Genomic DNA, 23,678 nt, shown 5'->3' with positions numbered 1-23,678 from the left:
AACATGAATTAGATTAAATTTTTCGAAATAAAATCACAACTCGTTTTAATCGATTCAAAAGAACTTGTAGCAAAATTATTCTCCTGTTCTACAAAAAAATGAACCATTCCCGATTGTTTTGCTTCTTTAAAAATAGGTTTAAAATCGATTGTTCCAGAACCAATTTCGGTATTTAGATCATTATTTATTTTGTCTTTATCTTTATCTTTTACGTGCCACATTTTAAAGCGACTAGGATTTTCTCTAAATAATTTTAAAGGATCATTTCCAGAATGAATTACCCAATACAAATCCAATTCAAAAAAGACCAAATCTTTGTCGGTTTCCTTTAATAAAATTTCATAACCCGTTACGCCATCGTGCTTTTGAAATTCAAAATCATGATTATGATAGGCCAGTTTTAAACCTGCACTTTTACACATTTTTGCGGCTTCATTTACACGAGCGGCTATCTTTTTATAATCTTCAATATTTCTTCTGAAAGGTTCGTCAACCCATGGAACAGTGAGAAATTCGCTTTTTAGAATTTTAGCAGCTTCAATTGACGCAATTAATTCCTCGGTGTTTCCATCGTACAAAAAACTTCCTAAATTGTAATGTCCGCTAACGGCTTTCAATCCATTATCATCTAAAATTTTTTTAAGTTCTTTTGGCGTTAATCCCCAAAACTGATCTTTTGTCGAAAAACCGTATGTTTCGACGTTGGTATAACCTGCTTGGGCAACTTTTTCTAAAGTTCCTTTTACATCTTTCGGAAGTTCTTCACGAAGCGTATACAGTTGTAAGCCTATTTCTTTTTTATTCATAGAAAATGCAAATGATGGTGAAGCCAAAACAGCGGTTGTAGCAAGACCTGTGGTTACGATAAAATTTCTTCTGCTAATCATTTTATGATATAAATTTCAGAAAGTAAATATATTACAAAAATTGATTCTTAACGTTTTCTGCAAAATTTTGAAGTGCTTCTGCGGTTTGTTCTGATGTGATTTCGCCTTCAGCGCTAACTTTTCCGCGAACTCCCTGAATTAAAAGCTGTGTTGCATCATCAAATTTAGCTTCAAGCGTTTTCATTACCAGCAAAAGCTGCTGATGTCCCATTTCTCCAGAGGCAGAAGCTGTAATAAGACCTGTATTTTTGTTTGAAAAAATCGTGGTTGAAACACACCATTCTAAAGCATTTTTTAAACTTCCCGGAAGACTAAACACGTATTCGGGCGTGCAAATAATAATGCCATCAGCATATCTTATTTTGTTTCTAAATGAAGTGATTTCTTGCGGAGGATTATCAGTATCTAAATCGGGATTAAAATGAGGAAGGCTTTCTAAATCTTCGAAAATTTCTATTTCGAAATTAGGTTTTAAATAATTTGAAATGTATTTCAGAATTTTGAAATTACTGGAATTACTTCTCGTACTTCCAGATATGGCAAGGATTTTTATTTTGGGTGAAGTCATTAAATAAACAATTCGTATTTCTAAATAAATCTAAAAATACGAATTGTATAAAAATATAGTCCAAAAAATTACTTAGAAGTCAATAAGTTTAGTCCTTCCATTTTTACAGAATCAATTGCTTGAGGCGGATAATTCTGTTTCTCTTGTCGTGTTGCCGTTACTTTACCAACCGTATTTATATAAATATAATTGTAACGCCAATAATTTGATCCGGCCAATGACGTTGTTCCGTCTTCAGAAAAAACCTGATCTGCATAGACTAGTATTTCTCCATTTCGATTATTATCTAAGGTTCTTACCGGATTACCTAGGATCTTGAGGACTTTCGATTTTTCTTCTCCCACGGCTACACTTGCCGTATTGGTACTTGCGCACGACATAAAGAGCGCAAATACAGCGGGAATTAGTATTGTTTTTTTCATAACTAAGTTTAAATTTATGTTCGGCATTTGGATATTATTATCTGATAATCAACATTGTAATAATAAATAAAGTTATTACTTTAAATTTTATACAATTCAAAAATTATGTTATATAATTATTACCAAAAGACTCTCTGCAATATTTGTATCTTTGCCAGCAAGAAAACTATCAAATAAAGATGCGAATTGACATTATTACACTTTTACCTGAATTATTAAGAAGTCCGTTTGAGGCCTCAATTATGAAACGCGCCATTGATAAAGGTTTGGTCGAAGTGCATTTTCACAATCTTCGTGATTACAGTACAAATAGACAAAAAAGTGTAGATGATTATCCTTTTGGTGGAGGTGCGGGAATGGTAATGACAATTCAGCCTATTGATGATTGTATTACGCATTTGAAAAGTCAGCGAGAATACGACGAAGTAATATATATGTCACCCGATGGCGAGACTTTAGACCAAAAAATGGCAAATAAGATGTCAATGTATGAAAACATTATCATTTTATGCGGACATTACAAAGGTGTAGACCAAAGAGTTAGAGATCATTTTATTACAAAAGAAATCTCAATTGGCGATTATGTTTTATCTGGAGGAGAATTGGGCGCCATAGTTTTATCTGATGCTTTAATTCGATTAATTCCTGGTGTTTTAAGTGACGAAACTTCAGCCTTAACAGATAGTTTTCAGGACAATTTGCTTTCAGGACCAATATATACAAGACCTGCAGATTATAAAGGATGGAAAGTTCCAGAAGTTTTAACCAGCGGACACGCAGCCAAAATCGACAAATGGCGAGAAGACATGGCGTATGAACATACTAAAAATAGACGACCAGATTTGTTGGAAGATAAATAGTAATCAGTGTTCAGTGTTCAGTTTTTAGTGTTCAGTTTTTAGTGACTGAGACCGAAAACTGTGACTGAGACTAAAATCTATCCGCTATAATTCATAGATGTAATTTGATTGCCAGATAGTTCTATGTCCAGCAAATGATCTCGGTAAAAATCATCTCCAGCAGTAACAGATGTGAAAGTACCATCATCATTAATAATTATTAAAACTCGATATAATTCTAAAGTATCATACCAATCAAGATCTGCTCTAATTTGCGAATCATATTGTTCTTTGTTATAAAAATCAATTAATTCGTTTTTACAATTTGAAAGCCAATTAATGTGCTCAACTATTTTATCAAAATACGCTTCAATATGATTATTTGGTAAGTAAATCGAAAATTTACCTTTTTCAAGAACCTTATTAAATACAACAATATTTTTGTTTTTAATTTTAAATTTCTTTTCGTCTTTTTTTGACTGTGAGAAATCATTCAGAACTAATTGCACTTTTTCTTTTTTCCCTCTAAGTTTCCTAAGATCCTTTATAATAAAATTGTTTTCATGCGATTTCGCTTTCTGCTCCAAAACATACAGTTTAGAAGTATCCTTTGTGTTTTTTGAATCTGCAGCTTCTTTAAAAGTTTCAAAAGCTGATCTATGAAAACCCAAAAGAATATAAACATTTGAAAGAACTAAACTTTCCTGTTTGTTTTTCTCAATGCTTTCTAGCTCATACAAAAGGTCATACATTTTCTCAACACTTTCTTTAGAACCATTCGATTTTCTAAATTCATTAGAAAAATCGATATATTCTTTCATATAATTTTTATTCATCGTATTTTAATCAAAACCTATACAAATGTAAGATTTCACCCTAAATAACATAGCAAAAATACAATTCTCATGTTCAAACATTAATAACAACAAAAACCATAAATTAGAACCATAAAACACATTTTATCAAACAGTTAAAATAATTTACAATTTATAATTCATAATTTATAATTATTTTTTACATTTGCACCCGAATTAGACTAACCTCTGGCGAGATCCGTGAATGTTACTCTATTAAAAACAATAATAAAAAATTATCATGGCAGATTTATTAAAATTCGTTCAAGACGAATTCGTTGCTAGAAAAGATTTCCCTGTATTTGGAGCTGGAGATACTATTACAGTTTTCTACGAAATTAAAGAGGGTGAAAAAACTAGAACTCAGTTTTTTAAAGGAGTTGTTATTCAAAGAAGAGGTTCTGGTAACACAGAAACTTTTACTATTCGTAAAATGTCTGGAGCTATTGGAGTTGAGCGTATCTTCCCAGTAAACTTACCAGCTTTACAAAAAATCGAAATCAACAAGAAAGGTGCTGTACGTAGAGCTAGAATTTTCTACTTCAGACAACTTACTGGTAAAAAAGCTAAGATTAAAGATAAAAGAAGATAATCATTTATCAATCTGTTATAAAAAACTCGTTTCATATTGCTTGAAACGAGTTTTTTTTATGTTCTATTTCTACCACTAACAAAACCGTAATTTTTTAATACCAAAATCATCGATTTAGCAATTTAATGAGCTCGAAATAACAATCTGTTAATTTCGTCTTTTCTCATCAAAACTCAACCGTTTTCGTTGTGATTTTATTATATTTGCTCCGCTCATTTTGAGCCGAATATATCTTTTACATCGTTAACTCCTGACGATACGATTATAAAAAAAAAAGAAAATGAATAAATCAAAAATTTTTTACACCTTAACTGATGAGGCGCCGTTATTGGCAACTTACTCTTTGTTACCAATTGTTCAAGCTTTTACAGCAACAGCTGGAATTGAAATCGAAACCAGAGATATTTCGCTGGCAGGAAGAATTTTATCAAATTTCCCAGATTCTTTGACAGATGCTCAAAAAACTGGAGATGCATTGGCAGAATTAGGTCAATTAGCAACTCAGCCAGAAGCTAACATTATCAAATTACCAAACATTTCAGCATCTGTACCACAATTAAAAGCGGCTATTGCTGAATTACAATCGCACGGATATAACGTACCAAATTTCCCAGAAGATCCACAAAACGATGCTGAAAAGGAAATTAAAGCTAAATATGCAAAAGTTTTAGGTTCTGCCGTAAACCCAGTTTTACGTGAAGGAAACTCTGACCGTAGAGCTCCAAGAGCAGTTAAAAACTTTGCAAAAGCAAACCCGCACTCTATGGGTGCTTGGTCTGCTGACTCAAAAACTAAAGTGGCTTCTATGTCAGGCGGTGATTTTTACGGAAGTGAAAAATCATTGACTGTAAATGAAGCTAATGATGTAAAAATCGAATTTGTTGCTAAAGACGGAACTGCAACTGTTCTTAAAGCAAGTACGCCATTAAAAGCTGGAGAAATTATTGACAGCTCTGTTTTAAGCGTAAGCAAATTAAAAGCTTTTGCTGCTGATGTTATCGCTGAAGCTAAAGCTGCAGGAGTGTTACTTTCTGTACACTTAAAAGCTACAATGATGAAAGTTTCTGATCCAATTATCTTTGGCGCTATCGTTGAAGTATATTTTGCAGATGTTTTCGAAAAATACGCTTCTTTATTTGCTGAATTAAACGTTGACACTAGAAATGGTTTAGGCGATATCTACGCTAAAATCGCTGGAAGACCTGAGCAAGCAGAAGTTGAAGCTGCTATCGATCAGGCAATCGCAAACGGACCAGCTTTAGCAATGGTGAATTCTGATAAAGGAATTACAAACTTACACGTTCCTTCAGACGTAATTGTTGATGCTTCTATGCCAGCAATGATCCGTACTTCTGGACAAATGTGGAACAAAGAAGGTAAAGCACAAGATACATTTGCGGTTATTCCAGACAGATCTTATGCTGGAGTTTATACTGCAACTATCGATTTCTGTAAAAAACATGGTGCTTTTGACCCGAAAACAATGGGAAGTGTTCCTAACGTTGGATTAATGGCTCAAAAAGCTGAAGAATACGGATCTCACGACAAAACTTTCCAAATTAAAGGTGACGGTGTTGTACGTGTGGTTGATGCAAACGGAAATGTTTTAATGGAGCAAAATGTTGAAGCTAATGACATTTTTAGAATGTGTCAAGCAAAAGACGCTCCTATTCAAGACTGGGTTAAATTGGCTGTAAACAGAGCTCGTTTATCTAGTACTCCTGCTGTTTTCTGGTTAGACGAAAATAGAGCACACGATAGAGAATTGATCGTAAAAGTTCAAAAATACCTTAAAGACTACGATACTACAAACTTAGATATTCGTATTTTAAACCCAATTGCTGCTACAGAATTTACTTTAGACAGAATCATCAAAGGTTTAGATACTATCTCTGTAACAGGAAACGTTTTACGTGACTACTTAACAGATTTATTCCCAATCTTAGAATTAGGAACTTCTGCTAAAATGCTTTCTATCGTTCCGTTAATGAACGGTGGTGGATTGTTTGAAACGGGTGCTGGAGGTTCTGCTCCTAAACACGTTGAGCAATTTACAGAAGAAGGATACTTACGTTGGGATTCATTAGGAGAATTTTTAGCTCTTGGTGCTTCTTTAGAGCATTTAGGACAAACTTTAGACAACTCTAAAGCTATTGTTTTATCTGAAACTTTAGATCAAGCTAACGATAAATTCTTAGCTAACGATAAATCTCCAGCTCGTAAAGTGGGTCAAATTGACAACCGTGGTTCTCACTTCTATTTAGCATTCTATTGGGCTCAAGCTTTGGCTGCTCAAACTAAAGATGCTGAATTGCAAGCTATCTTTACTCCAATTGTTGCTGAATTTGAAGCTAACGAAGCTAAAATCGATGCAGAATTAATTGGTGCTCAAGGAAAAGCTCAGAACATTGGAGGTTACTACCAACCAACTCCTGAGTTAATAAGCAAAGCAATGCGTCCTAGTGAAACTTTCAACGCTATTGTTGCTAAAATCAAATAATTCAGAATACATCTGTATTTCGAAATAAACAAAAAGGACAACCCACAAAGGTTGTCCTTTTTTTATCTTAACTTATGTTTAACAAAAGTTCCGTAAGAATATTTAGTAAGAATTCATTATCTATGTAAATCAAAATCAATATAATGATTACAAAAAATACCTGTACATTTCTTCTTTTCATTTTAACGATCTTCACCTCATTTGCGCAGGAAAAATTTACTTTAAGCGGAACTATTAGCGACAGTAAAAACAACGAAACTTTAATTGGAGTTAATATCTTTATTCCAGCTTTAAAAATTGGAACCATAACCAACGAATACGGCTTTTATTCTCTTTCTGTACCCAAAGGCGAATATGAAATCGAAATTAGCTACGTGGGCTATCAAACCATTCAAAAAAATATTGTTTTAGATCAGAATATAAAAAGCAATTTCTCGATCAAAGAAGGTGGCGAAGAACTGCAGGAAGTCATCATTACGGAAAACAAAAGCAAAGCCAATATCAAATCGCCAGAAATGAGCGTGAACAAACTCTCCATTTCGACCATAAAAAAAATGCCTGTTGTTTTAGGAGAAGTGGACGTTTTGAAATCTATTTTATTACTTCCTGGCGTTACCAATGCAGGTGAAGGAGCTTCCGGATTTAATGTCCGCGGAGGCGGTGCAGACCAAAACCTTATTCTTTTAGATGAAGCGACTATTTTTAATTCGTCTCACGTTTTCGGATTCTTTTCGGTTTTTAATCCAGATGCTATTAAAGATTTAAAACTGTATAAAGGCGGAATTCCTGCACGCTATGGCGGAAGAGCTTCTTCTGTTTTAGAAATTTATCAAAAAGACGGGAGCAGTAAAGATTTTCATATGAATGGCGGAATCGGATTAATTTCGAGCCGTTTACTGGCAGAAGGTCCAATTGTAAAAGACAAAGGTTCTTTTTTGATTGGCGGAAGGGCTTCTTATGCGCATCTTTTTCTTAAACTTTCTGAAGACAACAAAGACAATGCTGCTTATTTTTATGATTTAAATACCAAATTAAACTATAAACTCAACGATAATAACAGTTTGTATTTATCTGGATATTTTGGACGAGACGTTTTCAGATTAAATAAAAGTTTTACCAATACTTATGGAAATTCAACTTTAAATCTGAGATGGAATCATCTGTATTCTGATAAATTATTCTCCAATCTATCCTTAATTTACAGTGATTACTATTACGGATTGGATCTTGATTTTGTTGGTTTCAATTGGGATTCAGGAATCAAAAACTATAACATCAAATACGATTTCAAACATTATCTTTCAGACAAATTAAAACTGAATTATGGCGTTAATGGAATTTATTACAACTTTAATCCAGGAACCATAAAACCAACTGGGGAAGATTCTGGTATTAATCCAGATCAATTAGACAGAAAATATGCTTTTGAGCCTTCTATTTATTTAGATGCCGAAAGTCAAATTTCTAAAAGACTTACTGTCGCTTACGGATTGCGTTACAGCTTATTTTACAGATTAGGCGCTTCCACTATTAATTACTACGATAACAATGAAGCCGTAGTTTTTAATACCGACATGCAGATTTACGAAAAAGGCACGCCAACTTCAACACAATATTTTGGCAAAAACAAAGTCATTACGAGTTACAACAATCTTGAACCCCGTTTTTCTATTTCGTACCAATTAAACGAAGAACAAGCTCTAAAAGCGAGTTACAATAGAATGGCGCAATATCTTCAATTAATTTCTAATACCTCATCTCCTACTCCGCTAGATGTTTGGATGCCGAGCGATAATTACATTAAACCTCAACTTGCAGATCAGGTGGCGCTAGGTTATTTTAGAAATATTTATAATGACGCTTATTCGCTAGAAGTAGAAACCTATTACAAAAAAATACAAAACAGACTGGATTATATTGACGGAGCCGATTTAATTGCCAACAATGCCATAGAACAGGTTATTTTAAATGGTCAGATGCGCTCATATGGTTTAGAACTGATGATAAAGAAAAACAAAGGCCGATTTAATGGCTGGATTTCGTACACGCTCTCAAGATCAGAACAACAGACTCCAGGAAGAACTCCAGAAGAAATTGGCATTAACGATGGCAAATGGTACGCATCTGCTTATGACAAAACGCATAATTTAGCGATTACATCTGCATACAATTTAAACGAAAAATGGTCATTTGGTGCTAACTTTGCATTGCAGTCAGGACAACCCGTAACATATCCGAACGGGCAGTACCAATATCTAGGCATTATAGTTCCAAGTTATGGTTTACGAAACGAAAATCGACTTCCTTCTTATAATCATTTGGATATTTCTGCAACACTAACGCCGCGCAACAACAAAAATAGAAACTGGAAAGGCGAATGGGTTTTCAGTATTTACAATCTTTATAATCGAATGAATGCCGCTTCAATCAACTTTAGGCAAAATGTTGATACGGGGGCAAATGAAGCAGTGAGATTATCCATTTTCGGAATTGTTCCTGCAGTAAGTTATAATTTCAAATTCTAAAAAAATCAGTTCAAAAACTAAAAATAAGCTTATGAGAAAATTAGTTTTTTTAATCGTATTTTTTACATCATTGTTTTTCACTAGTTGCGAAGAAGTAGTTGATGTTGACTTAGATACCGCTCCTCCAAAACTGGTGATCGAAGCCGCTATAACTTGGGAAAAGGGCACGACTGGAAAACAACAAGTTATCAGATTAACCTCGACAACAGGCTATTTTGAGGATGTAATTCCCGCGGTATCAAACGCTGTGGTTTATGTGACAAATAGCAAAAATCAGAAATTTAATTTTATTGAATTTAATAATACAGGGCGTTATATCTGCCCTAATTTCAGACCTGAAATTAATGAAGAATATACTCTAACCGTTATTGACAAAGGAAACACTTATACAGCATCTGAAGTTTTAAAATCGGTAGCGCCAATTAATCGAATCGAACAAAAAAATAACAGCGGTTTTACAGGAGAAGATATAGAAATAAAAGCTTATTTTACAGATCCTGCAGAGGAAGACAATTTTTATTTATTTAAATATGTTTATTCGAATAAAGTAACTTCAAATTATTATGTTTCTGAAGATAAATTTTATCAAGGAAATGAAATTTTCAGCAGCGCCATTGATGAAGATTTAAAAGCAGGAGATGAAGTCGAGGTAACGCATTACGGGATTTCTAAGCAATATTATAATTACATGAACATCTTGGTAAGTATAGCGGGAAGTAATGTTGGAGGTCCGTTTCAATCGCCACCAGCAACCGTAAAAGGAAACATCATCAATACAACAGACAAAAATAATTATCCGCTTGGGTATTTCTCTCTAAGCGAAACCAGTACACAGAAATACAAAATTGAGTAATTATGCTACCCATCATTAAAAACTTAACCGAGAAAAAACTCGTTGGACATTCTATCGAAATGTCATTTATCGAGAATAAAACGTTTCAATTATGGAGTGGTTTTATGCCCAATCGAAAAGAAATAAAAAATGCTATTGATGCCAATTTATATTCTTTAGAAGTGTATGCAGAAAACCATTTTGATAATTTTGATCCTAATGACAGTTTCCAGAAATGGGCCGCAGTAGAAGTTTCAGACTATCAAACTATTCCAGAAGGAATGAAAACTTTAATTGTTCCAGATGGTTTATATGCCGTTTTTCTTCATTTAGGCCCAGCAACAGAAGCTCATAAAACATATCATTACATTTTTGCAGAATGGCTCCCAAATTCGGAATACACAGTAGATGACAGACCGCATTTTGCCGTAATGGATCATAAATACAAAAAAGACGACCCAACTTCTGAAGAAGAAATCTGGATACCGATAAAAAACAGAAATTAAAATGGTTATAGAATCACTAAAAATTCTTTTTAATAGAGATCTTAACAAACTAAAATTTGAGATCGAATCTTACGAATTCGAAAAACAAATTTGGGTAATAGATAAAAACATTTCCAATTCAGCTGGAAACTTATGTTTGCATTTAATTGGCAATCTTAATACTTACATTGGCGCAGAAATAGGCAAAACAGGCTATGTGCGAAATCGTCCGTTAGAGTTTTCATTAAAAGATATTCCGAAAGCAGAATTGATTTCTAAAATCGAAGACACGATTGAAGTGATCAATAAAAGTTTAGATTCCTTAACTGAAAAAGATTTAGAACAGATTTATCCGCAGATTGTTTTTGAAAAAGAAATGACAACAGGCTTTTTCTTAATTCATCTTTCAACACATTTAGCATATCATTTAGGACAGATAAATTATCACAGAAGACTTCTTGATTTCTGATTGTAGATTTTAGATTGTAGATTGTAGATTTTTACTACGATTTAAAAAAAATCTAAAATCTAAAATCATAAATCTAAAATTCTAACCCGTACCTTTACACCACATTCAAAAAAACGCTTATGTCATCACACCATATAGTTCGCGACGATCAAGAACCCGCTTTAATAATTGCAAATGGCGCAGCCTGCGATCCCGAATTATTAGGACAATTATTAGAATGGTCGCCACTGGTTATCGTGTTAGATTCGGCTATTGAAAGAGTGATTGAATTAGGCATAAAAGTCGATGTGCTTTTGGGTGATTTTGATCGCGGTTTTGATCCTGAAATTTATAAAACTTCGCAATTTCCAATCGAAATCGTTCATACGCCAGATCAAGATAAAACAGATCTGGAAAAGGCTTTTGATTATCTTATCGAAAGAAAAATTCCTGCCGTAAATGTTGTTTGGGCAACCGGAAAACGTGCCGACCATACAATTACAAACCTTACACAGATTGTTCGTTACAGAAATTCACTCAAAATTGTAATTCTCGACGATCATTCAAAAATATTTTTACTTCCAACAAAATTTGAGAAATGGTACACCGCTAAAACACCAATTTCACTTATTCCAATTGGTGTTGTAAACGGAATTTCTTCTGCCAATTTAAAGTACGAATTAAACAACGATACACTAACAATGGGTTACAGAACCGGAAGCAGTAATTCTGTCGAAAAAGATGGCATTGTAACCATTACACATCTTGAAGGCGATTTGCTTTTAATGGAGTGTTTTGATTAATCTATTTTCTTATCTGTAAAATTTTACAAATCGAAAATAAAGCTTATTCTAATCCAATAAATATTGTTTGGGAAAATTTGCACACATATTAAAATATAGTAACTTTGATATAAAAGTTACCATATTTATACACTATGAAATTAGAACAACCACCTATAGAAATCAAATTTAAGGAAGTTTTTCAAGATTATATTGATAAAAAATTTGAGAATTTTCTACGAGTTTCTGACGACAGGTATGTATATTGGGATATATTAAAATATCGAAAAAATTTACCTTATCCTGAGGATACTGTAAAATCTTGGAGTTTACTTAAATTCCATCGTTCAATAAACTACAAAAGCATTAATTTCGGAGAAAAGGATTTTTATTACTACATAACCGAAAACATTCAACAAAATTTACATGAGTTTGATTTAAAACTAATTGGGGGATTATATAAAACACCAATTACTCAAAATGATAAGGCTGAATATTTAAAAGGCTCTATTCTTGAAGAAGCAATTGCTAGTTCGCAAGTCGAAGGAGCAGCAACTACTACAAAGGTAGCTTTCGAAATGCTAAAATCTGAGCGTAAACCAAGGAATGAATCTGAACAAATGATTTTTAATAATCTTCGAAGTATACAATTCATAACAGAAGAAAATACTAGATCATTAGATTTTAATTTTATAATAGAGATACATAAAATTATGACTGCTAAAACTTCTGCTGAATATTGTTCAGGAAGTTTTAGAAAAAGTTCTGTATTTGTTACTGATCACGTAGATGGCGAAATTGCACACATGCCGCCAGAGTCCAAAAACATAGAAAAATTCATGCAAGATTTATGCAATTTTGCTAATTCTGAAAAACCATTCATCCATCCCATCGTTAAGGCATCAATTATACATTTTATGTTTGGGTATATTCACCCATTTATGGATGGAAATGGTAGAACTGCAAGAGCACTATTCTATTGGTATTTACTTAAAAAAGATTATTCTTTAATCAAAAACATATCTATTTCTAGAGCTATTTTAAATTCTAGAACTCAATATGACAAAGCTTTTTTAATGACTGAATACGATGGTAATGATTTAACTTATTTTATTAACTATTCAATTCGAAACTTAAGAGTTGCATTTGAAAATTTAATTAATTATAGGGATAAGAAAAAAGAAGAAAGCGATAGGGCCAATCTAATAGCTTATAAGTTAATATCAAAAGGTCTAAATAAAAGACAAGCTGATTTAATTTCTTATTTATATATCAAATCTGATCCAAATGTAAATATTGCATCCTATTCAAATCGACACGAAATTGTTAGGTTGACTGCTAGAAAGGACATTAATGAGTTATTGAAAAAAGGTCTAATTGTAGAGGAGAAACTAGGGCGCGATATTATATTAAATATTTCTTCAAAAAAAAGTATTGAAGAATATGTAAATCTATAATAGTAATTCTACTAACAACGCTTTGCTTGATTTGTTTTTTTGTGTATTGCTTACTTGAAACAAAATATAAATAAAAACATTATTTCCCAACCGGAAGTATCATGGATTTGAACAATTTCTTTAATGCAAAATCTCACAAAATCTTTCTAAAAAGGAATACCTATCTTTGCAATCGAAACCAAAGAAAATGAAAGCAGAAAACAATTCCGAAAAAAGTAATTTACACCCAAGAAATCTTCATCGAAACCGATATGATTTTGAAAAACTGATTTCAAATTGCTCAGAATTGAAAGCTATTATTTCTATAAATAAATACGGAATCGAAACTATTGATTTTAGTAATCCGTCTGCTGTAAAAACATTAAACAAGGCTTTACTGAAAACCTATTACGGCATTCAAAACTGGGATATTCCTAAAAATTATCTTTGCCCGCCAATTCCAGGGCGTGCCGATTATATTCATTATATCGCCGATCTGTTGGCCGAAAGCAACAATAATCAAATTCCAGAAACTTCGCATGTTTTAGGATTGGATATCGGGACGGGTTCCAATTTAATCTATCCGATATTAGGAAATTCGATTTATAACTGGAGTTTTGTCGGAACAGATATTGACCAAAAAGCAATTGAAAATTGCAGTAAAATTATAGAGGCCAATCCAGAATTAATCGATTCTATCAGTTTGCAACAACAGACTGAACCTCGATTTATTTTTAAAAATATTATCACGCCCGAAGACCGTTTTACATTCACGATGTGTAATCCGCCTTTTCATGCATCTGCTGAGGAAGCGAATAAAAGTACTTCCCGAAAAGTTTCCAATCTTAATCCGAAAGAAAAAAGAAATACAAATCCCGTTTTAAATTTTGGCGGACAAAATGCCGAATTGTGGTGCAACGGTGGCGAAATCGGATTCATCACGCAAATGATTTATGAAAGCGCTAAATATCCTTCGCAAGTTTTATGGTTTACCACTTTAGTTTCTAAAAAAGAAAATCTTTCTTCAATCTACAAAATATTGAAAAAAATAAACGCCGTTTCTGTCCAAACAATCGAAATGTCGCAAGGACAAAAAAATAGTCGAATTGTGGCTTGGAGTTTTTTTGAAACCCCAAGATCCCAAAAACAATTCTTTTAAAATACTGATTTCCAAAACAAAACCTTGATTTTATAATTAGCTTTTGCTACATTTATTGTAAACTATTTAAAATCAAGATTATGGCAGAATACATTGGTTATCTCGCGTCTGTATTTATCGTTGGAGGTTTTTTGCTAAAAAACCTTAGAGCAATCCGATTCATTAATATGTTTGGCTGTATCTGTTTTGTCATTTACGGTATTTTTTTAAATGATTACAGAGATTTCAACCAATGGCTTTGGCCGGTAATTATTCCGAACGCTATTTTAGCTTTTGTACAGATTTATTATTTAACCTCCAAAAACGATAAATCTTAAAATTATGATATTTTAAAATAAAATTCTGATACCCTTTTCACCTACTCTAATCGTAACTTTAAGCTGAAAATTGAATTTTATTATGATATTAAAAATATATTCCCGCTTAGCAATTGTACTTTTTTTAGTGACAAGTTGTGCTTCAAAAAAAGCAAAATTTGACGATTACGTTTTTAAAACCAAAGCCGAAGAAGCAAAATACCAAACTGCTTACGACAAAGCTTTAAAACTTTGGAACATTCCATACACTGAAGAAGACGTAAAAACAAGTTTTGGAACGGCGCACATTGTAATCGCAGGGCCACGGAACGGGAAAAGCCTAGTCTTACTTCACGGAATGGACGCGAGTTCTACCATGTGGTATCCAAACATTAAAGTTCTGGCCAAAAATCATCGCATTTACGCCATCGATTTTATCATGGAGCCCAACAAATCCCATCTAACCGCAAAATCGCTTTCATCTGATGACATTGTTGTTTTTTATAACGAAATTTTCGATCATTATAAATTAAAGAAATTTGATCTAATCGGGGCTTCACGAGGTGGCTGGATTGCTACATTATTAGCTACTCAAAAGCCAAATTCGATCGACAAGATTGTTTTATTAAGTCCTGCGCAGACTTTTAAATTTCTTGATAAACCCAGAAAAACGACTTCTGCATTAATGCTGAAACTTTTTCCGAGCGAAAAGAAATTCAGTAAAACCGTATCCACTTTTTCAACTCATCCTGAAAACATAAGCCGTATTTATAAAAGACAGTTTTATTTGGCTAATAAATATGCAAAATCCAATTCTAGCATGCTTAAAATGATGCCTTTTTCAGATAAAGAATTAGAATCGATTCAAAATCCTGTTTTGGTTTTAATTGGAGATAAAGACGTTATCAATTCAGAAGAAAGTCTAGAGAGGGCGAAAAAACATTTATCAAAAAGCGAAACTAGAATCATCAAAGATGCAGGGCATTTTCTAACTATTGATCAGCCCAAGATTGTAAATGAAGCTGTTATTAGTTTTTTAGATTAAGAGCGTTTTCTGTCACACATTTTTACAAATAAGCTTTGCATTTACATTGGTTTCATAAACAAAATTAGTGCAAATTAGTACAATTCGGGACAGACTTTAAACTACTTACTTACACAAACTTTGTATCTTTACAAAACCAAATTTTCAGTATACGCAAATGAAATTTCAAGTTTCTTCAGAATATAGTCCAAAAGGAGATCAGCCACAAGCCATACAAAAGTTGGCACAAGGCGTGGTTGACGGAGATAAATACCAAACATTATTAGGAGTTACCGGTTCCGGAAAAACGTTTACTGTTGCCAATGTTATTCAGGAAGTGCAAAGACCCACTTTGGTTTTGGCGCACAACAAAACTTTAGCAGCGCAATTGTATTCGGAGTTCAAACAGTTTTTTCCAAACAATGCGGTGGAGTACTTCGTTTCTTATTACGACTATTATCAGCCAGAAGCTTTTATGCCCGTAACTGGAGTTTTCATTGAAAAAGATTTATCTATCAATGAAGAATTGGAGAAAATGCGTTTAAGCACCACTTCTTCCCTACTTTCAGGAAGACGTGACGTTTTGGTTGTAGCTTCTGTTTCTTGTCTATATGGTATCGGAAACCCTGTTGAATTTCAGAAAAACGTAATTGAAATTAAACGTGATCAGGTTATTTCGAGAACTAAATTATTGCATAGTTTAGTTCAGAGTTTATATGCCAGAACTGAAGCCGATTTTAATCCTGGAACTTTCAGAATTAAAGGAGATACGGTCGAAGTTTATCCAAGTTATGCAGATGATGCATATCGAATTCATTTTTTTGGAGATGAAATTGAAGAAATCGAAGCATTTGATGCGAAAACTTCTCAGGTAATAGAAAAATTCCAAAGATTAACGATTTATCCTGCCAATATGTTTGTGACTTCTCCAGAAGTTTTACAAGGCGCAATTTGGCAGATCCAGCAGGATTTAGTGAAACAAGTTGATTATTTTAAAGAAATTGGAAAACATCTTGAAGCGAAACGTTTGGAAGAAAGAACCAATTTCGATTTAGAAATGATTCGCGAATTAGGATATTGTTCTGGAATTGAAAATTACTCAAGATATCTTGACGGACGTGAAGCGGGAACGAGACCTTTCTGCTTGTTAGATTATTTTCCAAGTGATTATTTAATGGTTGTTGATGAGAGTCACGTAACCGTTTCGCAAGTTCACGCCATGTACGGTGGTGACCGAAGCCGAAAAGAAAACTTGGTAGAATATGGTTTCCGTCTTCCGGCAGCAATGGACAACCGACCTTTGAAATTTGAAGAATTTGAAGCCTTGCAAAATCAAGTGATTTATGTTTCTGCAACTCCTGCAGATTACGAATTGCAAAAATCGGATGGTATTTATGTTGAGCAGATTATTCGCCCAACTGGATTATTAGATCCCGAAATTGAAGTTCGCCCAAGCTTAAATCAGATTGATGACTTGATTGAAGAAATTCAGGTTCGTTGTGAATTAGACGAAAGAGTTCTCGTTACGACTTTAACCAAAAGAATGGCCGAAGAATTGGCCAAATACCTAACAAAAGTAAGCATTCGATGCCGCTACATACATTCTGAAGTTGATACTTTAGAACGTATCGAAATCATGCAAGACTTGCGAAAAGGTATTTTTGATGTTCTTATTGGAGTAAACTTACTTCGTGAAGGTTTAGATTTACCAGAGGTTTCTCTTGTTGCCATTTTAGATGCCGACAAAGAAGGTTTCTTGCGTAACCATAGATCTTTAACACAAACTATTGGTCGTGCAGCGAGAAACTTAAATGGTAAAGCAATTATGTATGCTGATAAAATTACAGCGAGTATGCAGCGAACAATTGACGAAACCAATTACAGAAGAACCAAACAGATTAATTACAACGTAGAAAATAATATAACTCCTCAAGCTCTAAACAAGAAAATCGAAAGCGCTTTCACCAAAAACCCATTGGTAGAATATGAATTAGGTCATCCAATTCCTGTTGCTGCTGAGCCAGAAACTGCCTATTTATCTAAAGCTGAATTGGAAAAAATGATTCGTGAAAAGCGTAAAACAATGGAAAAAGCGGCAAAAGAACTAGACTTTTTGCAAGCCGCAAAGCTTCGTGACGAAATTAAAAAATTACAGGAACAGCTGCCTTAAAAAACTTTATTTCAAAACAATTAAACCTATAATAAAGAAATTCATTTTTTAAAAATTAAACAATCTAATCTTTTTAAAATTCATTAGATTTATCAAAAATTTTTAAATTCTAGAATGAAATATTATTTACTCTTTTTTGTTTTTTTAATTTTTAATGGCGTATCAACAGCACAATCAAATAAAAGTGATTTTTGGAATGAAGAATTAGAAAATTCATCCGACCTTATAAAACCTAATACTCTTTCGACTCATCCATTTGGTATTTATATATCAAGATTAAACCACAATTTCAACGTTCGCTCGACTGATAAATATTCATTCGCATTTGAAGTCTCAAGTGGAAACGTAGTGCTTCCTTATGTAAAATCATATGAATTGACTGATCCTAATGACCGCGAAATTTCCAAAAACCAGCCCTGGCATACGCGCGAATTTTCATTTGATTTAGATAAAGTGCCATCCAAAATTAAAGAATTTGAAGCCGATGGCGTTATTCGATCGTATCGCTTTAATTTTACCTTACCACTTACAGTTAATCACGAATTGAGTTTCAGCCTTCGAGCTAACTCGCTCGATCGAGGTAAATATCCGTATTCTATTTTTACTTCAGATGAATCAATCGAATGGTTTCATCGCAATATTGCAGGCGGAAAAGATCCTTTTTCTAGATACCATTATGGTATAAACCAAGCTGGAATCGCTTATAAAGATGAGAATAATAAGGTCTTAACAATGGATAACAACGACTTTCTAATTTCCGGGCTTGATATAAATTATACGTATTATCCTAAACTAGAAATGAATGAAAAACATCATATTTACTTAAATTTTGGCGCTCAGCTGGGTATTAATACTTCAAAATATAATCCTGCTTCAGATTTCGGAATTTCTTCTTCTATCTTAAAAAAAATGATCATTAAGGATAAAAATATTCTAAGTTTCGGATTAAGTTTAGGTGTTTTACGTCAGCACATTTTTGAATATGGAGATGGTGTAAATCTTAGCAATCAAGATTTTTTATGCAGTTTTGAAGGTCTTATTAATTACAAAGTAAAACTTAAAAACAACAATCGAATTTCATACGGTATCAATTATAATTTCCAGAATTCTTACAACAAGAAAAAAGATATGGATTATATTGTTCTAACGGGCCAAAGAATAAATACGCACTGGCAAAAGACCATATCTCATTTGTATGAAGATTTAGAAGGATGGAGTGCAATTTGTACTTATTCTACGAAGCGATTTTCTTATTTTGTGTATCTTCGGGAAGATTTAAATCTAGATAATGCACCAGATTTACAAACAGGCATTGGTATAAAAATGTCAATCAAAAAGAGTTAGAATTCTATTTTTTAAACAGAAACACAAAACAAGGATTAGCCATGAAACTAATTTTAAGAGAATACAATCTAAAACTAAAACACACTTTTACGATTTCTAGAGAATCTATAGATTTTCAGCCTTCCTTAATTGTAGAATTACAAAGTGATGGTTTTTCTGGTTTTGGAGAAGCTACTTCAAATCCATATTATCATATTACGGTTCCAATGATGATCGCTGATTTGGAGAAAATTAGATCGATTATTGAAAACACAGAAAATGAAACTCCAGAAGTTTTTTGGTCAAAAATTCATCCGTATTTAAAAGAGGATATGTTTGCTTTATGCGCTTTAGATTTAGCTTATAATGATTTGTATGCTCGTAAAAAAGGAAAGAAATTATACGAATTATGGAATTACAAAACCGATCATAATCCGTTGACTGATTATACGATTGGAATTGATACGATTGAAAAAATGGTTTTTAAAATGCAAGAACTGCCTTGGCCTATTTATAAAATTAAATTGGGAACAAAGGAAGATATTGCTATTGTAAAAGAACTTAGAAAACATACCAATGCCATTTTTAGAATTGATGCCAATTGTGGATGGACGGTTGACGAAACCATCAATAATGCGGCCGAATTAAAAAAATTGGGTGTTGAATTTCTAGAACAGCCAATGAAGGCTGATAATTGGGAAGGCCACAAAGAAGTCTTCAAACATTCTGTCCTTCCTGTAATTGCTGACGAAAGCTGTATTATTGAAGAAGATGTGGCGAAATGTTTTAACCATTTTCATGGCGTAAATGTAAAACTCGTAAAATGCGGCGGACTAACCCCAGGAAAACGCATGATCGAAGAAGCCAAAAAACTAGGTTTAAAAACAATGGTGGGCTGTATGACCGAATCTACTGTAGGTATTTCTGCTATTGCACATTTGCTTCCTCAATTGGATTATGTTGATATGGACGGCGCCTTGCTTTTGTCTGAAGACATTGCAACTGGTGTAACAATTGAAGACGGTGTGGTCAATTATTCAAATCTTAACGGAACAGGAGTTACATTGCTGTAAAATGATAGTCGAAAAATTTCCAGATCGAATCATTGAAATTGACCAAAAACAATATCTGTATTTTGGAGGAACTGCCTATTTGGGACTTCCAACAAACAAGAAATTTCAAGATTTAGTAGTTCAAAACATTTTAAAATGGGGAACAACTTACGGAAGCTCGAGAACTGCAAACATTAAATTGAGCGCTTATACTGCGGGCGAAAATTTTTTAATTCAACATATTGGTTCTGAAGATACTGTAACCGTTTCTTCTGGAATGTTGGCTGGAAAATTGGTTCTAGAAAAATTGAAAAAGCAAACCGATTGCTTTTATCATTTAAACGACATTCATTCGGCTATTCAAATTGAGAATAGTTTTCCTGTTTTTATAAATGAAAAATTGAATGAGCACTTATTAGATCCTAAATCAGAAAAAATAACCATTTTGACCGATGGCGTTCCTTCCTTCCAAACCAAACCTGTTGATTTATCTTTCTTAAAACAGATTTCAAACCATAAAGAAATTACCTTGGTTGTTGATGAATCGCATTCGTTGGGAATTATTGGCAAAAATGGTTCTGGAATCTATTCCTCAATTGATTTTCCAATTAAAAGAAAAATCCTGGTTTCGTCTCTAGGAAAAGCTTTCGGATTAACTGGCGGAGTGATTGCTTCAGATTCGGAATTCATCAAAGAAATAAAAGAAATTGAAACTTTTACAAGCGCTGCAGGAATGAATCCCGCTTTTGTACAAACGCTTTCTGATGCTTCTGAAATTTATAAATTACAGCATCAAAAACTGAAAGATAATTTGAGCTATATCGATTCGATTTTAATTAAAAATAAGAACGTTAAGTTTGATGCAGAATATCCTTTAATTTACTTATTACCAAAAGAATTAATTAGCCAATTAAAAAACGAAAATATAATTATTGCCAGTTTCAAATATACTAAAGAAGCTGAACCGCTTAATCGCATTGTAGTAACCGCAAATCACACAAAAGAAGATTTAGATAAATTGATTGGCGTTTTAAATGAATTTAATTCTCAATTTTAATCATTTTAAAAAACTACCTTTGTAAAAAATAAAACAATGACGAATAACGATATACTTAAAAAACTTCGCGTGGCTTTGATGCTCCGTGATGACCAAATAGTTGAAATTTTAGAATTGGTAGATTTTAGAATTACAAAATCAGAATTGGGTGCTTTTTTTAGAGCAGAAGATCATCCAAATTACATGGAATGTGGCGATCAGGTTTTAAGAAACTTCCTAAACGGATTGGTTATTCATTTAAGAGGAACTAAAGAAAATCCTAAAAATCCTAATGATGTTTTAGCAAAACATAAATCTGAAATTCCGAAGAAAGAAACTTCTAAAGAAAGACCAGAATTTAAAGCTACTCCCAAAGATTCAGAAAAATATAGAGGAGATCAAAGTTCTTCAAAGTCAGGTTCATCAGCTGGAAAACCTAAAAAGAAAGCATTCCCAAAAGGAAATGGAAAACCTGTTGTGGTAGAAAAAGTGGTTTTCAAAAACGGCAATAAGAAAAAATCGTAATTGAGGATTTAACCGCTAAGAACGCTAAGATTTACGCAAAGTTCGTAAAGTTTTATTCACAAAGCTTTGCGAACTTTGCGTTTGTATTCACAATACTTAGTCAAAAATCCTTGCGCACTTTGCGGTTAAAAAAAATTAAATTTTATTCTCTTCTATTTTATCAAAAAAAGCATCTTTAAAAGTAGCTCCAATTGGCAATTCTTTTCCATTTATAAAAACCGAAAAATTATCTGTCGATTCTATATGCTGCAATGAAACCACATACGATTTATGGATTTGAATAAAATCTTTTTCTGGTAATGATTCAATAACATTTTTTAATGACGAATGTGTAATAATCTGCTGCTTTACAGTATGAATGCAAACATAATTCTGTAAACTTTCTACGTACAAAACTTCGTTCAAAAAAACTTTCTGAAATTTATTTTTTCCATCGGTTTTTATAAATAAAAAATCTGGTACGGTGCTGCTACTGGTGCTCGAAACTTCTATTTTCGGTTCAGAGTTTAATTTAGAAACAGCTTGATAAAAACGTTCGAATGCAATTGGTTTTAATAAATAATCGACTGCATTCAACTCAAATCCTTCTAAAGCAAAATCTGGATAAGCTGTTGTAAAAATGACTTTTATATCTTTAGAAATAATTTTAGAAATCTGTAAACCTGTTAATTGAGGCATTTGAATATCTAGAAAAATAACATCTACAGATTGTGAGTTTAGAAATTCTAATGCTTTTAACGAATCATTAAAAACGCCAACCTTCTCCAGAAAATTCACTTTTCCGATGTAATTTTCCAATATTCGCGTTGCAGGCGGTTCGTCGTCGACAATTATGCATTTAAAAGTCATAAATTATTTCTTTAGCGGTATTTTTAAGTAGGTTTTAAAGATATTATTTTCTTCTGTTTTTTCCAGAATAAATTGACCTTTATAAGTATATTCCAGCCTTTTTGTCAAGTTATCAAAACCAATTCCCGTTGAAGAATAATTTTCTCCTTCAATGAAATAATTGAAAGTTGAAATTTCTAGAAAATCGTCCTTTATTCGAATTGAAATAATGGCTTTTTCGTCTTCATTATTAAATTTTCCATGCTTGAAAACATTCTCAACAAAGTGAACCAAAGCCGAGGAAATGATTTTTTCGTTTGAATAATTTCCCTCAACCGAAAAATCTAAAAACAACTGATCTTCAAATCTTTTCTTTTGCAAATGAATATAGTTTTGAATGAATTGAATTTCTTTGGAAAGTATTGCTTCATCTTTGTCTGTTTCTGTAATAACATATCGAAGTAAATCAGAAAGAACCAAAATATCATCAGCCATTTCATCTTCTTTTAAAACCAACTGGCTATAAAAAGAATTCAGCGTATTAAACAAAAAATGCGGACTAACCTGTGCTTTCAGCATTTGAAACTCTGCTTTTTTATTCTCCAGAAGCAATTCCTGATTTTGATGTTGCGTAGTATGAAACTGCCAAAATAAAAAAGTCAGTGCGCTTAAAAGTACAGCTGGCAATCCGAAGAAAAAATTGTCTTTTATGTAATAACCTATTTCTCTGGCTTCTTCATAGTAGTTGTGCATTCCGGTAATATTAAACATAACCACTTCTTGCAAAAAATAGCGAACAGCCGCAAAAAGCAATAGCGAAACTGGAATTGTCAGAATATAAAAAACTAATTTCTTCCTGTTTAAAAACCATTCACAGAAGTAATAAAAATTAAGAATGTAAATACAAAATATTGCTAACAAATGAGTTGGCGTAATTCCATAACATATTGCTTTTATTACAATTTCTATTTTTTGATCATTAAGTCCAATATCCCAGAAAATATACGTTAGAAATAATAATAAGAAAAAGACAATGTGATAGTAAAAAGGGATTCTTGATTTCATAGTTTTATGATAATTAGCTCAAAAATACAA

At 32.8% G+C, this 23,678-nt stretch carries 23 protein-coding genes; 17 read left to right on the top strand and 6 right to left on the bottom strand.

Going from position 1 to position 23,678, the window contains the following annotated elements:
• Positions 1–8: 8 nt before the first annotated feature.
• The 3 genes from SOM12_RS14355 to SOM12_RS14345 all read right to left on the bottom strand — a co-directional run bounded on the left by SOM12_RS14355 (position 9) and on the right by SOM12_RS14345 (position 1,877).
• The gene (locus tag SOM12_RS14355; protein ID WP_320493928.1) at positions 9–887 is read right to left on the bottom strand and encodes a sugar phosphate isomerase/epimerase; all 879 of its coding nucleotides are present in this window, start codon (positions 885–887) and stop codon (positions 9–11) included.
• Positions 888–918: 31 nt separating this feature from the next.
• Positions 919–1,455: an NADPH-dependent FMN reductase gene (locus SOM12_RS14350; RefSeq protein WP_320493927.1), complete on the bottom strand. Its 537-nt coding sequence runs from the start codon at positions 1,453–1,455 to the stop codon at positions 919–921.
• 68 nt (positions 1,456–1,523) lie between these two features.
• The gene (locus tag SOM12_RS14345; protein WP_095931442.1) at positions 1,524–1,877 is read right to left on the bottom strand and encodes a hypothetical protein; all 354 of its coding nucleotides are present in this window, start codon (positions 1,875–1,877) and stop codon (positions 1,524–1,526) included.
• A gap of 179 nt (positions 1,878–2,056) precedes the next feature.
• Between SOM12_RS14345 and trmD the strand changes: the two genes are divergently transcribed.
• A complete protein-coding gene (trmD, locus tag SOM12_RS14340) occupies positions 2,057–2,737 on the top strand; it encodes a tRNA (guanosine(37)-N1)-methyltransferase TrmD (protein WP_095931371.1) in 681 nt (226 codons plus the stop codon).
• Between the two features lie 77 nt (positions 2,738–2,814).
• On the opposite strand, the gene SOM12_RS14335 is transcribed toward trmD, so the two are convergent.
• A complete protein-coding gene (locus tag SOM12_RS14335) occupies positions 2,815–3,552 on the bottom strand; it encodes a hypothetical protein (protein ID WP_320493926.1) in 738 nt (245 codons plus the stop codon).
• A gap of 259 nt (positions 3,553–3,811) precedes the next feature.
• On the opposite strand from SOM12_RS14335, the gene rplS reads away from it, so the two are divergent.
• The 16 genes from rplS to SOM12_RS14255 all read left to right on the top strand — a co-directional run bounded on the left by rplS (position 3,812) and on the right by SOM12_RS14255 (position 21,755).
• Entirely contained in the window at positions 3,812–4,162 is a 351-nt protein-coding gene (gene rplS / locus SOM12_RS14330) for a 50S ribosomal protein L19 (protein ID WP_095931369.1), read from the top strand.
• 280 nt (positions 4,163–4,442) lie between these two features.
• Complete coding sequence (locus SOM12_RS14325; RefSeq protein WP_320493925.1) at positions 4,443–6,662, top strand: NADP-dependent isocitrate dehydrogenase; 2,220 nt, start codon at positions 4,443–4,445, stop codon at positions 6,660–6,662.
• A 143-nt stretch (positions 6,663–6,805) separates the two neighbouring features.
• Positions 6,806–9,187 (top strand): TonB-dependent receptor, encoded by a 2,382-nt coding sequence (locus SOM12_RS14320; protein WP_320493924.1) that lies wholly within the window; start codon positions 6,806–6,808, stop codon positions 9,185–9,187.
• 31 nt (positions 9,188–9,218) lie between these two features.
• Positions 9,219–10,040: a DUF4249 domain-containing protein gene (locus tag SOM12_RS14315; RefSeq protein WP_320493923.1), complete on the top strand. Its 822-nt coding sequence runs from the start codon at positions 9,219–9,221 to the stop codon at positions 10,038–10,040.
• A gap of 2 nt (positions 10,041–10,042) precedes the next feature.
• Positions 10,043–10,525, top strand: a complete 483-nt coding sequence (locus tag SOM12_RS14310; protein WP_095931365.1) for a GyrI-like domain-containing protein — start codon at positions 10,043–10,045, stop codon at positions 10,523–10,525.
• Position 10,526: 1 nt separating this feature from the next.
• Entirely contained in the window at positions 10,527–10,973 is a 447-nt protein-coding gene (locus tag SOM12_RS14305; protein ID WP_320493922.1) for a DinB family protein, read from the top strand.
• A 119-nt stretch (positions 10,974–11,092) separates the two neighbouring features.
• Complete coding sequence (locus SOM12_RS14300) at positions 11,093–11,755, top strand: thiamine diphosphokinase (RefSeq protein ID WP_320493921.1); 663 nt, start codon at positions 11,093–11,095, stop codon at positions 11,753–11,755.
• A gap of 134 nt (positions 11,756–11,889) precedes the next feature.
• Positions 11,890–13,191: a Fic family protein gene (locus SOM12_RS14295; RefSeq protein WP_320493920.1), complete on the top strand. Its 1,302-nt coding sequence runs from the start codon at positions 11,890–11,892 to the stop codon at positions 13,189–13,191.
• Between the two features lie 187 nt (positions 13,192–13,378).
• A complete protein-coding gene (rlmF, locus tag SOM12_RS14290; protein ID WP_320493919.1) occupies positions 13,379–14,329 on the top strand; it encodes a 23S rRNA (adenine(1618)-N(6))-methyltransferase RlmF in 951 nt (316 codons plus the stop codon).
• Positions 14,330–14,409: 80 nt separating this feature from the next.
• Positions 14,410–14,646, top strand: coding sequence for a uroporphyrinogen decarboxylase (locus SOM12_RS14285; protein WP_111365373.1), 237 nt, complete (start codon positions 14,410–14,412; stop codon positions 14,644–14,646).
• An 82-nt stretch (positions 14,647–14,728) separates the two neighbouring features.
• Complete coding sequence (locus tag SOM12_RS14280) at positions 14,729–15,670, top strand: alpha/beta hydrolase (RefSeq protein ID WP_320493918.1); 942 nt, start codon at positions 14,729–14,731, stop codon at positions 15,668–15,670.
• Positions 15,671–15,827: 157 nt separating this feature from the next.
• Positions 15,828–17,819 (top strand): excinuclease ABC subunit UvrB, encoded by a 1,992-nt coding sequence (gene uvrB, locus SOM12_RS14275; RefSeq protein ID WP_250835195.1) that lies wholly within the window; start codon positions 15,828–15,830, stop codon positions 17,817–17,819.
• A gap of 114 nt (positions 17,820–17,933) precedes the next feature.
• Positions 17,934–19,163, top strand: a complete 1,230-nt coding sequence (locus tag SOM12_RS14270) for a hypothetical protein (RefSeq protein WP_320493917.1) — start codon at positions 17,934–17,936, stop codon at positions 19,161–19,163.
• A 41-nt stretch (positions 19,164–19,204) separates the two neighbouring features.
• Positions 19,205–20,215: a dipeptide epimerase gene (locus SOM12_RS14265; protein ID WP_095931357.1), complete on the top strand. Its 1,011-nt coding sequence runs from the start codon at positions 19,205–19,207 to the stop codon at positions 20,213–20,215.
• 1 nt (position 20,216) lies between these two features.
• Positions 20,217–21,251: an aminotransferase class I/II-fold pyridoxal phosphate-dependent enzyme gene (locus SOM12_RS14260; protein ID WP_320493916.1), complete on the top strand. Its 1,035-nt coding sequence runs from the start codon at positions 20,217–20,219 to the stop codon at positions 21,249–21,251.
• A gap of 36 nt (positions 21,252–21,287) precedes the next feature.
• Positions 21,288–21,755 (top strand): DUF1456 family protein, encoded by a 468-nt coding sequence (locus SOM12_RS14255; RefSeq protein ID WP_320493915.1) that lies wholly within the window; start codon positions 21,288–21,290, stop codon positions 21,753–21,755.
• Between the two features lie 135 nt (positions 21,756–21,890).
• Here SOM12_RS14255 and SOM12_RS14250 read toward each other — a convergent pair whose 3' ends face one another.
• Both SOM12_RS14250 and SOM12_RS14245 read right to left on the bottom strand, forming a co-directional pair.
• Positions 21,891–22,604: a LytTR family DNA-binding domain-containing protein gene (locus SOM12_RS14250; protein ID WP_320493914.1), complete on the bottom strand. Its 714-nt coding sequence runs from the start codon at positions 22,602–22,604 to the stop codon at positions 21,891–21,893.
• A gap of 3 nt (positions 22,605–22,607) precedes the next feature.
• On the bottom strand, positions 22,608–23,648 hold the full coding sequence (locus tag SOM12_RS14245; RefSeq protein WP_320493913.1) for a histidine kinase: 1,041 nt from the start codon (positions 23,646–23,648) through the stop codon (positions 22,608–22,610).
• Between the last annotated feature and the right edge of the window lie 30 nt (positions 23,649–23,678).

The sequence above is a fragment of the Flavobacterium sp. CFBP9031 genome, from assembly GCF_034044945.1.
Lineage (GTDB): Bacteria > Bacteroidota > Bacteroidia > Flavobacteriales > Flavobacteriaceae > Flavobacterium.
This window is presented reverse-complemented; position numbering and strand designations above follow the sequence as displayed.